The sequence below is a fragment of the Vibrio sp. 704 genome (assembly GCF_033339295.1).
The window spans coordinates 22,573-35,022 of sequence record NZ_JAWOUH010000009.1 but is presented as its reverse complement, the minus strand read 5'-3'; the positions used below and the strand labels follow the sequence as shown (position 1 = coordinate 35,022).

Below are 12,450 nucleotides of genomic sequence, written 5' to 3'. Positions count from 1 at the left end.
AAGTTTATGTGCGCGGTAAATTGCAATACAAACCTAAAGCCGTTTAGAAAAAGGGCAACTGATAACTCGATAGATCAGCCGATTAACTAGCATTCGCCGCTGTTTGTTTATAATCGTGTCCGATATAAACAAAAACGTCGCTGTATCAGCGACGTTTTATCTCGACTTTAGTTAATCGAACCTGTTTAGTTGAAGTGCACTAGCATTTCAACGTCATCGCCTTGCTCTGGAGCCTGAAGAGCGAAGTGCACGTACCCTGCTTCAGTAACAGGAATCGCAAGGTATTCATTGCTGCCTGCATAGTTGGACGCATACTCGTGCTGCTCTACTGTAGGCCAATGCTCCCTACTCGCGTATAGATCGACATTACCAGTTTGAGAGTGAGCCGTTAGCCATACACGAACCTCTTCTACACCTTCAGGCACATAAACTGCTGCATAACGCTGCTTGTGAACGGTAAGCATTTTGGCTTCACCAGACTCTAGTACCACAGGTGCTAAATCATCTTGCACTTGGGTTGGCGGTGTTTGCGCTTCCACTTCTAACGCAGCCACAAGATTTACTGAGTCATAGCTATCACGTCCAGTTAAGCTGATGTAGTAACGACCCGCTTTAACGTAACCATCTTGCTCTGGTTCAAACACAATCTCTTCATTGCTGCCATCAGCATATTGACTCATTTCGAAATCATAGTAATGCGCGACTTTGTTGTAGCTCATGTAAAGATCCGCATCACCCGCACCCTCAATAGATACATTGAAGTTAACGGTGTTGGCTGGAACATCAACGTAGAACAGTTTTTCGCTGTATGCTTCGCCACTGAGCTGAAGGCTTTGGTTCGCCGTCAATTCAGTCACTTGTGCTTCAGGGCTTGTTGGTTCTGTTGGCTCTTCTGGGTCTGTATCAGGTTGCTCAGGTTCCACTTTTAATGTGTCCAACCAACGTTCAAACTCAGCATCGTATTGTTGACCTAAAGACGTCACCTGCTGTGCCCATTGTTCGAACTGGCCAGAGCGCGACAATGCCAACAAGCTTTCGACGTCTTGTGGATGATTTTCTAACATGAATCGAACAGCTAGATAACCCCAACGATAGATACGATTGGTATCGTGAGAGTACGTGGTATCAAACACAGTGGAAAGGCTCAGTTTACCATCTGCAATCAGCTCAATCGCAGCTTGGTAACCTTGCTTGTAATGCATGTATTCAGCAAAACCTTCTAGCCACCAAACAATATGACCATGAGCCAAGTTATCGCTGAACGAACCGTATTGGTTAAATCGTGCATCTAAATAGTGCGTGTATTCATGTTCTAGGTTCAAGATAGAGAGATCTTCACCATTCGCGTAGCGATAAGCGACGAAACGCGCAGTATTGTCCGCTTTTGAAGGGTCACCTTCTAGGTACTGACCACCGTTGTCCGTTGTATTACCAAATAGGAATGAAGAGTAATCAACGTAACTAGTGTTACTCGCGAATACCGCCACTTCAACACGATCATTCAAATCATCAGCGACAGGTTGATTACCCGTATTCGCAACTCGATGGAAGTCGGCTTCTTTTGCCGCTAGCACTTCACACGCTTTCGATGCTTGAGCATCGGTCAGATCTTCAGAGCGAATAATGGCAGGTCCCTGACATTCAAAACGATTTGGCATTACACGTGCAGCTAAATCTTGCTTGGCTTGCTCAATATTCAGACCATTTAGGCCTTCTGGTGCGTAGTAGCTCATCATTTCAACGGCAGCAAGCCACAGTTTGTCATGCTCACTACCCAGTGGATAACGCTGCATCACCTGTTGCATTACTGCCAATGCTTTGCGTTTGGTCTCCTGATCTGGGCTCGCGAGCAAACGACCAGTTTCACGTAATGCATTGAAAACGATAAAGCTTGCATCCGTATCTAATGCCCAAGCATTATCAGATGCGAATTTCACCAACGTATCAATATGGTGAGTATTGTTTGCCATGTATCGGTAGAACGCATCGTTCGCCGCATGGCCTGCCATAGAGCGGAACAAGTTGTTTAAACCATCGACCCATTGCGTGTCCTGCGCGGTTTCACGATTAAAGTGCATCAACGCGGCCATCATGCTATCCATGGTCAGCGGCAACTGCTTAACGTTATCAACCATCAAAGTCAGGCTCTTCATTGCACCAACTTGTTCACGACCTTGATCCAAAGCATGAGGGTTGTTTAGGAATAGGTTCGTCGACTGAGCAAAACGCTGACTCAACGCTTGCGAAAACTCAGGTGTACCAGTACCAGCGTTGTAGCGAACGTAGTAGGCCGCTCGAATAAATTCGCCTAGGTTCTCTAGAATACGAGCTTGATCTGCTTCACCACGATAGCGAGCGATTTCTTGATCCAGCGCGACTTGGATACGGCTTAGGCTCGCTTCACTATAGATATCATTCAGCGTTTCTGAAGGTGCTGAAAACCAAGCGTGGTAGCAATCATACTCAGCACCAGAAACGGCAGTAGCCAGATCTCGCGATTGTTGTAAATCAGCAACAGCACACTGATTTTGTGCAAAAGAGAAGCCAGACACACTCGCTAGCATACAAGCAAGCGCCAAACGATGGCGCGGGAAAAAACGGATATGAGACATAACAACACTCATTGATTATTAACATACATTGAGTGGGGGTTTATATTCTTTACAGCTCAAACAGTGAAATCAGTGTCATAAAATTTATGAAACCGCTCCCAAAAATAGGTCTTTTACTCTAATTAAATGGGAGCAATCCCACTCCCAAAAAACTCACAATTATCAATAAAAACATTAATTTACCTTTTTCTAAATAACGACTTTATGAGGAAAATTGCCCTTAAACGCCCCCCCTTAACTCTTCCAGATAGAGTTCACGACAATCAAAGGTTCTAAATTAAATTTTGATGCTTGATACCATCTATTTTTATTTGTGACTCATTCCCAATAAGTCATCGAGTGCATATCAAAAGGCTGGCATTAATGGTAAATTCTCCGCCAAATCAAACACATTTACTCCTCCAGTCATTGATGAGTGAATAAAGCAGATATTTGGCTAGGGATAATACATGTCACTTTGGGGATTTTTGGGAGCGGGGATTGCCTACTTCATGACAACGTTTGCCTTTGTTTTTGGTGGCATTTTTTGGTTATGTGCTGAAGGTAATACATTAAGAGAAACAAAGCGCCAATCATCAATAATGTCCGGGGTTATTGCTTGTACTATTGGAACTTGGGTGCTTGCTTTTGGTGTTTACGTTTACGGTTACTTTTGGGATAACTCTTCTCACTATTATTTTTATTTGCTCGCTCCATGGGGACTTGCCATTTTTGGGGTAAAACTTCGTAACCGCTGGGTTAAGCAATACGCGCGTGTAAAACACGCAAAAGAAGAACAGTGGCAAAAGCGCTGGCGAGAATTATTAGGGGAAGATACTGAAGAGCTTCCACCATATACACATGATTACGAGCTCTACTCGGGCATTTGGCAAGCCAATGAAGCGCTCCAAGAACAGTGTTTTGCAGCCCTTCCTCACGGGAAAGCAGTCTACGAGAGAGTGAAAGCCTTCCAAACGATGGCCTCCCCCGCTGGTGACATAAACAATCAAGTTTTGCTGAGTAAACTCGATCAACTAGAGGATGAAATCATTCAAGTTCTTGAGCAACACTCGCAAAAGAAAGTAAGCATTGAAACTGGCGCAGGTACTTTACACAAAGAGTCAAAACGCAATGTTTATCACCATGAGAATGGCCCAACAGAAGAGCAACTGTACGACTCAATCAACCTCCAACATGATTTGGATCGAGAGCTACGCAACATTATCTATGATCGGCTCGGTTACGATGGCGAAGATGAGTACTTTTTCCTCCAAGCGCCACTCGAAGAGCTTACCGAGAATGAAACCGCAATCAACTGGATGCTCTGGGGGTTAGTAAGCGACCATTTTGCTGTTGACCCATACCAAACGGCGTTGGATCTCAGCCTAATGAATGCGGAACCAAGATGGGGGCAAAATGAACGGTTTGTAATGATTACGGCTCAATAAACGCAAGTACTAAGTCTAACTTTAATACAACCTATTCTGAGACCACCCTCGCGTTGGTTAACTTAGCCAGTAAGCGGCCAACGCGATCGCGCATTTCACGTCTATCGACAATCATATCTAGCGCACCATGCGCTAGTAAAAATTCACTTCGCTGAAACTCGTCTGGTAGCTTTTCACGTACCGTTTGCTCAATGACCCGTCTTCCCGCAAAGCCAATACTTGCTTTAGGTTCACCAATATTGATGTCTCCTAACATGGCTAAACTCGCCGAGACGCCACCATAAGTTTGGTCCGTCAATACTGAGATATAGGGTAATCTGTGCTCAGATAAGTGGTTTAACGCGGCGCTGGTTTTTGACATTTGCATGAGTGCCACCAAAGACTCTTGCATGCGCGCCCCTCCGCAAGCGGAAAAACATACTAACCCAGATTTTGTATTAATTGCGCTTTCAACTGCTCGGACAAACTTCTCGCCAACCACTGCGCCCATCGAGCCTGCCATGAAAGAGAATTCGAATGCACACGCAACAACAGGCAGCCCCAATAACTTGCCCTCCATCACCACCAACGCATCTTTTTCTCCAGTCGTTTTCTGCGCTAAAGCAATTCGCTCTTTATATCGCTTTAAGTCTTTAAAACCCAAAATATCTTGTGGCTCCAACTCACTTGCCAACTCTTGTTGTGTTCCATGGTCCAGAAAAGAGATCAACCTTTGACGCGCAGCCATTCTCATGTGATATGAGCATTTAGGGCATACTTCCAAATTTTCTTTTAACGCGGCACGATAAAGTATTTGTTCACACTCAGGACACTTTGTCCAAACGCCCTCAGGGATAAACGCTTTGCGCGAACCTATTATATTTTTATTCTCAAATAACCGTTCTAACCAGCTCATAAATTCACCTCTATTGATTACGTTCTAGCGCGATATCTCGTTGTTTGTTCGCTTAAACTTGTAAATAAAATTGTATGTAACTTAGTACAGGGATAAAGTGCGATATGCTGGCTTGATAATCCAATAAAGTGGGATAATGAAATGTTTGATAACGTTGACCAAATCTGGTTAAAAAGTTTTCACTGTGTTTATGAGAACAACAGCTTTAAACGAGCCGCTGAGTGTTTGAATATACCAACATCAAATATCAGCCGACACATTGCCCTGCTTGAAGAAAAGTTAAACATTAGGTTGTTCAATAGAACAACAAGGCGAATGACGCCTACCGAGGCTGGAGAAGAGCTCTATAGCAGCACTCGTCCGTTATTGGAGCAACTCAACGCCGCACTAGAAACGGTAACGCGCCACTCGCACACGGTAACAGGGGAACTGCGAATTCTTATGCCAGACACACCTGTACTGGCCAAAGCGGTTGTCACCTTTTGCACGCAATACCCGTCAATCTCTTTGTCTTGCGATACAACGCTAAACCCTAAAGATGATGTTATTGACAGCTTTGATGTCATTTTGAGTTTTCATAGAGGGACTTTGTCAGACAGTAACTGGGTGGCGAGAGAGATAAAACGCTGGCCCAGTGCCATTTTAGCCGCGCCTCAATTAATTGAGAAATACGCCACCCCTTACAAAATTACGGATCTAAGTCATGTTCCCTGCATCACGACGCTTACCGCAGTAAATGGTGCACCATGGGTATTCAGAAACCCTGCTGGGGGCCATATTACTCAAACTGTGCAATCTTCATTCAAAGTAAACAGCGGTCATCTCGCCAGATATGGCGCGTTATCAGGGCTTGGATACGCAATATTGCCAATTGAGTCATGCCAAAATGAGATCAAAAATGGTGAGCTAGAAATCGTCACTCTAGAGTACGAACCTGAGGATTTAGTGCTTTACGCCTTTTACTCGTCAAGAAAACATGTAGCTAAGAAAATATCTATGTTTGTTGAACATTTAAAGCAAAACGCAAAACTTAACGCCTAGCTAAGCTTTACTCAACTAATTTATCGTATTCTGTTTTATCGTCTAGAAAGGACAAACACCGCTAAGCGATTTGAGACTCGATTTTTTCAAATAAAAAAGCCAGCAATTAACATTTACTGGCTTTTATTAAAGAGGGTCAGTTGGCGTTTAGATTCTAAACGCTCCCACGTGACGATCGAGTGTTCGCGATAGCTCCGCGAGTTGTTGACTTGATTCTTCTAGTTGCTCACTCGCCGTTAGCGCACTTTTCACTGAGTGGCTGACGGTATCCATGTTCATATTAATTTCGTTTGCTACCGTTGATTGCTGTTCTGTTGCGGTTGCTACTTGAGTATTGATATCTGAAATAGTCGTCACTTGTGCAGCTATTGCTTCTAAAGCCTGTCGAGCTAACTCAGTTTCTGCCGTTCCTTCTTCAATAAGAGTCTTACTATTACTCATTGAATTCACCGCACTTTGAGCTTCAGTTTGTAGCTGGTGAATCATATTGTCAATTTCATCGGTAGAATGAGCCGTTTTAGTCGCTAGGTTGCGAACTTCATCAGCGACTACTGCAAAACCTCGGCCAGCGTCACCAGCGCGTGCCGCTTCGATAGCCGCATTGAGAGCCAATAGATTGGTTTGCTCCGAAATACCTCTAATCACCTCTAGAATACTACCAATCGACTGAGTATTTTCAGCAAGACTCACGATAATGTTGGAAGTGCTGTTCATCTCGTTTTCAAGATTAGTCATCGCCGTTTTGGTTCTTTCTAGCGTCGTGTAGCCATCTTGCGCTTCATTACTTGCTGCACTCGCAGCATTTGCCGCTCCGGCAGCATTGGAGGCAATTTCATTGACCGTCGCAATCATTTCGTTCATGGATGTGACAACCAGCATGGTTTGCTCGTTCTGCTCTTGCCCTCTTGTGAGCGCTTGCTGAGATTGCCCACGCAAAGCGACAGCTGAACTATTAAGCTCCACACCAGTATTTACAACTTGTGTAATAATCTCATGTACTTTCCCAACAAAAACGTTGAAAGCAGAAGAAATTTGCGCGACTTCGTCATTACCTTTCGCTGGCAAACGAACGGTTAAGTCTCCGTCTCCTTTTGAGATGTCTTGTAGAGCGTCTTTAAGCGCAGAAAGCGGTCTCATCAGTTTATTTAGCAGAAGTGACAGAATCAAAACACACATAACGAAGATCGCCACCATAGAGATCAACTGGTAAGTAATAATTCCATTCGTCGCTTGGCTCACTTCGGTAATAGGAATACCAATATCAAAAGTACCGTATAACTGACCATCCACATAAATTGGTGCCATGATGTCAAACACCCATACTTTCTGGACATCGGCATACCACTTTGAGTACTGTTGAACACCTCTCGTCGCGCCTTCAACAGTATATTCATCGTTATAGGTTTTGTTCAGCTTGTGCTTATCACTGTGGGCTACTGCCGTTACGTTACGGTCAATTACAACGGCATAACTCACGTCTGAACGTTGTTTCAGCCCCTCAACAAGCGATTGTAAATCTTGCATTGGATTGGCTGAGTTCTCCAAAATATAACTCGCATTTCCCGCTAGAAACTCAGCTTGAACTTGGGATTTGTTTAAGATGATGTCATCGATTTTCTGACTCGAAATTAGGTACGTTGATGCCATACTCGCCACGACAGCAATACCAAACATGGCGCAGACTGCTAATAAGATGATTCTTTTCATTATAATTGTCTCAATACAATTCAATTGATGCTCATTAATCGAGCGCTAAGCCTTTCTTCTCCAAAACCAACCAAACTGCATTTTGGGTCTGTTTGGCAGAGCAAGACATAACTTTATAACTATGTATCTGCTTGGTTCCCGATTACTTTAGACAGAAGGAAAAAAAGTCTTCAAAACGTCACATTTCTACGAGGTTTGGCGAAGGGACGAGTACGCAAAAGGAAACGTTTGCATAGTTAAATTTAACTATGCGACCAAATTGGTATCGAACATTAAAGAAAAGAGTTCTAATTAGCGTTTTGCCGTCGGGAGCGCTGTGGTCAGTGCTCCCGTTTTATCATTTAGTATCTCAGGTTCAGATATTAGAGCCACAATTGCAGCGGTTGTAATCCGAGATGCTTGGTGAAGCGAGAATGACTTGGTTTGTAGATATGGCAGCGATGTCAGATCGAGTGATTCTCAATCAAGAATCGGCAGCAAAATAGGCAAACCAAGGCATGAAGCTATTACCCATGCAAAAAGAAAGGAAAAGAATCTTTACCACAGAGTTTAACTTGTCAGCGATATGTATCCATGCATACCCATGTACAAACCAACTGCACTGATCAAGACGCCCGATAAGTAAGGAGCTCGACGTGCAACATCATTCAAACCGCTCCATTTAGATGTCGCTTTTTGCACGCCCACTGCTGCCACAACGCCAACAGCAACCAGAGTCAAGGCTAAGCCAATACTGAATGACACAACTAATGTCGCACCAAGAGTCATTGCCTTAAGCTGCAAACAGATAAGCAAAACCGTTACCGCAGCAGGGCATGGAATCAAACCGCCCGTTAATCCAAACAGCAGAATTTGCCCATTCGTCACGTCTCGATTCTCAAAGCGTTTTTGAATGTCTAAAGCGTGAGCGCGTTCGTGAGCATCTTGATATTCCTTATCTTCGTTTTCTAAATGAGAACCAGGACGAAAATGTACATCAAAGTCATGGGTATGATCATGGTGCCCGATGATCAAAGTGACAGAAAGTCCATTAGAGACTTCAATGCAAGACGCCGATTCCAAGTATCCATCACGCTCTATAAAGTGATAAATATCAGCAGGTTGATAACCATCACTCGATACCGAAACCTTGATACCTTCAGCAGTTAAAGGTTTACCGCTGAGTGTTCGCAACTGGAAACGGTGATGCACCCCTTCCTCTGTAATCGAAAGCGAAACATGCCCATGTCCTGTATCCACAACTTGCGTCGTCCAATCGCGAGCATGATCCTGAGCTTTGTTCCAAGCTCGCTCATCGCTCCATGTTCGCCAAAACATCCATACGCCGGTTGTCACGATAATGACCCCAGAGATAAGTTGCATCCATGGTTCAGCCGCTTCAGCGGTGAATTTCTGGCTAATATACATCCCGCCAACAGCGATTAACCATACAATTGCAGTGTGAGAAAGTGTGGCAGCTAAACCCAGCATCACGGCTTGTTTGACCGTTCCTTTCACCGCGACAATGAACGCCGCCATCATCGTTTTAGAGTGCCCAGGTTCTAAACCATGCAAGGCGCCAAGCAAAATGGCACTGGGAATAAAGAACCACCCATTACCTTGTTGTAGTAACGCGACAAAATCCATTGTTGTTCTCTGTTGTTGATTCTAATTTATCGCAAACTATACTCCCCCCTAGTATTAAATACTACCCCCCAGTATAAATTGAGTGCTACATTATCAGTTAGAATAACTCGGCCCGTAACGTAAAGAAGATAAGACATGTCGCATACAACCAGAGATCAAAAGAAGCTCAACACTCGAGTCAGTAAAATACAGGGTCAGGTGAACGGACTTAAAAAAATGCTGGAAGAAGAGCATGAATGCCAAGATGTGTTGCAGCAGATTGCCGCTATTCGGGGAGCAGTAAATGGTTTGATGCGAGAAATAATTAAAGGTCACTTACTTGAGCACGTTGTACTTGAGGAAGACAAAACTCAACGTGAAAAAGATATGGAAGTCGTATTAAAAGTACTGGACTCTTATATAAAGTAACCCTACTTCGCTAGAGTAAAGTCACTAGGGTTAAACTCGAATATATCCTTTATAGGTAGTCGCTTACTAAGCGGGAAATAACAATTCCATTTCATATTGATTAAGTTGAAAATGGAACCTATATCGGTTCAAGTTAAATAGTTTATTTATAAGAACTAAAACGGCCCAAACATAGGGCCGTTCATATTATTAAAAAACTCTAAACTATCTGATAAAAATACATATTGTGATAGGTTTTTACTTTATGGAAGAGTACAAGTAAACCTTTATACCTCTTGTAATTCGACGTGCTTAGCGCTGTAAGATTTTGTAAATGCAACACACCCCAAAAGTACAGCAAGTGGTAACACAGGATCAAAGATTGAACCATGAGATCCGAAGAATAAGTTAAGAATCATGACTAATGAACCACCAATAGCCCAAGCAATTGTTGTTGGAATAGTCCAAATAATGAGTTGTTTCTTAACCTCAGTCACCCCCATTAATCGATTAACAATATGGAATAGCGAGTCATTAAAGTAGCCAGCAAATAGAGATCCCATCGTAGCTGCCGTCGCTGCGAATAAAAGGTTAACGTCAGGAATATTTACTAAAACTGGGGCAGATATAGAAGCAGCGGTTATCATGGAGACTGTACCAGATCCCTGAATAATACGAACTAACGTCGCAATAATAAATGGAATCATAACCGCAGAAATAGGAAGCCCTGCAACTTGGTTAGCAATCTCTGCGCCCGCACCCGTTTCACGCAATACGGCACCTAACGCGCCACCAGCTCCTGTTACTAACAAAATGATGCCACAAGTGGAGATTCCTTGTTCCATCTTTTCATTCGCTTCTTCTTTGGTAAGGTTATTACCCAATGTGTAAACCGCTAATAACGTCGCTATTGATAGTGCAATAGTAGGGCTGCCGATAAAAGCGATAAATTGACCAAATGTTGTTGCAGTCAGCCCTTCGAAACCGAAAGTCCCCTCTAATAAACCCATCACTGATTTCGCAAGTATAAGTAAAATAGGGATAATAATTGGAGCGATAGATTTACTTAAAGATGGTAGGTCTTTCGCTTCTTTACTTGCAATGTACTCTTTGTGATCATTAATCAGTTGCTCACTAGACTTCGAGAAATGTTCGGTTGGAATGAATTCAGGAAACTGCTTTTCTAACCATCTTGCATACCAAACAATACCCATGACACAAGGCGCTGCGATCATCAAACCAAAACCTAACATGCTGGCAAGATCGACACCAAAGATACCAGCAACGCCCAAAGGTCCTGGAGTCGGCGGAATAGCGTGATGCGCTACGACCAAGCCGCCCGCCAGAGCAACCGTAAGCGTTAAAATCGAGCGATTGGACGTTTTTGACAAAGACTTCGCAATTGGATAAAGAATGATAAGCGCGCTATCCACAAAGATTGGGATGCTAACAATATAGCCAGTTACAGCAAGAGCGGCCTCTTCTTTCTTTTTTCCTAACCACTTTATAAAATTATAGGCAATACTTTCTCCTGCTCCAGAAGCCTCTAAAATAGCCCCCATCATAACGCCGAGACCGATGACAATCCCTATACCGCCTAATGTTCCACCAAATCCTTTGCTAACGGTCGCAATCGTGTCGTCAACACTTAACCCACCAATAATACCTGCGATACATGCCGCAATTAACATCGCAATTAACACATGTACTTTTGTACGTAATACAAGAAAAACAAGGACTGATACGGCTACTATTAGTCCAATTACTGAGGTTGGTAACATTAGACAATCTCCATATTGTTAACAGAAATAAATTGTTGTAATACATCCTTGAAATTACTGTCTGCTTTAAATCCAAGCTCCAGTTCTTTAGTACAATCAATTTTTTGTGGCCAACTACTCACAATACGATCAATACCCGCATCATGCTCATAGGTAATATAATTAGAAAGTTGTTTACCCATTAGAGTGTCCATTGTTTGAATCATCTCAGCTGGTGTAGTTTGAATACCAGGTAAATTAAGCGTTCTATAGGACAGATTATTTAACTGCTCATAAGGCATTAGCCCTGCATATTGAATATTGTCCACTACTCTAGACGGGCTCGATATCCAAAGTTTTAGCGTAGGGTCTACAGGACAATTTGATTCTTGAGCATTCAAAGGCTCACGAATAATTCCGCTTACGAAAGAGCTAGCGGCAAGGTTTGGTTTCCCAGGGCGAATACAAATAGTCGGTAAACGTACGGATACAGCTTTAACAAAGCCTTTACGGGCATAGTCGTTCACCAATAACTCACCTATAGCTTTTTGCGTCCCGTAGGATGACTGAGGATGAAGTGCTGTTATTGGTGTAATCGTTTCCGGAAGATCACCACCAAATACAGCTAAAGATGAAGCAAACGTAAAACGAATATTAGGGTTTACTTTACGGCAACGCTCAAGCAATAACTGTGTGGTCGTCAGGTTTACAGCTACGCCTAAATCAAAATCTTGCTCAGCATGGCTCGATACAATTGCCGCTAAATGAAAAATGTGTGTCGTTTCGGCAGTAATAACTTGGTCTATATTTTCTCGCTTTGTCATATCCATGACTAAAGAAACGACTCGGTCATCAATGCCCTCTAAGCGCGACTTTTGAATGTCGACAATAGTAATACTTTCAGCTTTGTTTTCTTTTAATAGTGATTTGGCAAGTAGGGTTCCGAGAAAACCCGCCCCTCCAGTTATGATAATATTCATAGTCACGACCCTTTG

General features: G+C 43.1%; 9 protein-coding genes. 3 read left to right on the top strand and 6 right to left on the bottom strand.

All coding sequences use genetic code 11. From position 1 onward, the window contains the following. Positions 1–185 precede the first annotated feature (185 nt). Positions 186–2,612, bottom strand: a complete 2,427-nt coding sequence (locus tag R7R24_RS13800) for a M9 family metallopeptidase (protein ID WP_191115898.1) — start codon at positions 2,610–2,612, stop codon at positions 186–188. Positions 2,613–3,061: 449 nt separating this feature from the next. On the opposite strand from R7R24_RS13800, the gene R7R24_RS13795 reads away from it, so the two are divergent. Further along, on the top strand, positions 3,062–4,039 hold the full coding sequence (locus R7R24_RS13795; RefSeq protein WP_053303803.1) for a hypothetical protein: 978 nt from the start codon (positions 3,062–3,064) through the stop codon (positions 4,037–4,039). Between the two features lie 31 nt (positions 4,040–4,070). On the opposite strand, the gene accD is transcribed toward R7R24_RS13795, so the two are convergent. Further along, positions 4,071–4,934, bottom strand: a complete 864-nt coding sequence (gene accD, locus R7R24_RS13790) for an acetyl-CoA carboxylase, carboxyltransferase subunit beta (RefSeq protein ID WP_054578664.1) — start codon at positions 4,932–4,934, stop codon at positions 4,071–4,073. Positions 4,935–5,075: 141 nt separating this feature from the next. Between accD and R7R24_RS13785 the strand changes: the two genes are divergently transcribed. Then, positions 5,076–5,975: a LysR family transcriptional regulator gene (locus tag R7R24_RS13785; RefSeq protein WP_047101713.1), complete on the top strand. Its 900-nt coding sequence runs from the start codon at positions 5,076–5,078 to the stop codon at positions 5,973–5,975. A 147-nt stretch (positions 5,976–6,122) separates the two neighbouring features. On the opposite strand, the gene R7R24_RS13780 is transcribed toward R7R24_RS13785, so the two are convergent. After that, entirely contained in the window at positions 6,123–7,682 is a 1,560-nt protein-coding gene (locus tag R7R24_RS13780) for a methyl-accepting chemotaxis protein (protein WP_017635256.1), read from the bottom strand. A 549-nt stretch (positions 7,683–8,231) separates the two neighbouring features. After that, a complete protein-coding gene (locus tag R7R24_RS13775; RefSeq protein ID WP_054578662.1) occupies positions 8,232–9,308 on the bottom strand; it encodes a nickel/cobalt efflux protein RcnA in 1,077 nt (358 codons plus the stop codon). Between the two features lie 135 nt (positions 9,309–9,443). On the opposite strand from R7R24_RS13775, the gene rcnR reads away from it, so the two are divergent. After that, positions 9,444–9,716: a Ni(II)/Co(II)-binding transcriptional repressor RcnR gene (gene rcnR / locus R7R24_RS13770; RefSeq protein WP_054578661.1), complete on the top strand. Its 273-nt coding sequence runs from the start codon at positions 9,444–9,446 to the stop codon at positions 9,714–9,716. Positions 9,717–9,982: 266 nt separating this feature from the next. On the opposite strand, the gene R7R24_RS13765 is transcribed toward rcnR, so the two are convergent. Both R7R24_RS13765 and denD read right to left on the bottom strand, forming a co-directional pair. Then, positions 9,983–11,476 (bottom strand): GntP family permease, encoded by a 1,494-nt coding sequence (locus R7R24_RS13765; protein ID WP_005375369.1) that lies wholly within the window; start codon positions 11,474–11,476, stop codon positions 9,983–9,985. After that, positions 11,476–12,435 carry a D-erythronate dehydrogenase gene (denD, locus tag R7R24_RS13760; protein WP_017635260.1) on the bottom strand — a complete coding sequence of 320 codons (960 nt, stop codon included), beginning with the start codon at positions 12,433–12,435 and terminating at the stop codon, positions 11,476–11,478. The genes R7R24_RS13765 and denD overlap by 1 nt, the downstream gene beginning before the upstream one ends. Positions 12,436–12,450: the final 15 nt, after the last annotated feature.

Coding starts and splice junctions, on each gene's coding strand:
- R7R24_RS13785 (WP_047101713.1), top strand. CDS start 5,076: ATGTTTGATAACGTTGACCAAATCTGGTTAAAAAGTTTTCACTGTGTT.
- R7R24_RS13795 (WP_053303803.1), top strand. CDS start 3,062: ATGTCACTTTGGGGATTTTTGGGAGCGGGGATTGCCTACTTCATGACA.
- R7R24_RS13775 (WP_054578662.1), bottom strand. CDS start 9,308: ATGGATTTTGTCGCGTTACTACAACAAGGTAATGGGTGGTTCTTTATT.
- accD (WP_054578664.1), bottom strand. CDS start 4,934: ATGAGCTGGTTAGAACGGTTATTTGAGAATAAAAATATAATAGGTTCG.
- R7R24_RS13780 (WP_017635256.1), bottom strand. CDS start 7,682: ATGAAAAGAATCATCTTATTAGCAGTCTGCGCCATGTTTGGTATTGCT.
- denD (WP_017635260.1), bottom strand. CDS start 12,435: ATGAATATTATCATAACTGGAGGGGCGGGTTTTCTCGGAACCCTACTT.
- R7R24_RS13765 (WP_005375369.1), bottom strand. CDS start 11,476: ATGTTACCAACCTCAGTAATTGGACTAATAGTAGCCGTATCAGTCCTT.
- rcnR (WP_054578661.1), top strand. CDS start 9,444: ATGTCGCATACAACCAGAGATCAAAAGAAGCTCAACACTCGAGTCAGT.
- R7R24_RS13800 (WP_191115898.1), bottom strand. CDS start 2,612: ATGTCTCATATCCGTTTTTTCCCGCGCCATCGTTTGGCGCTTGCTTGT.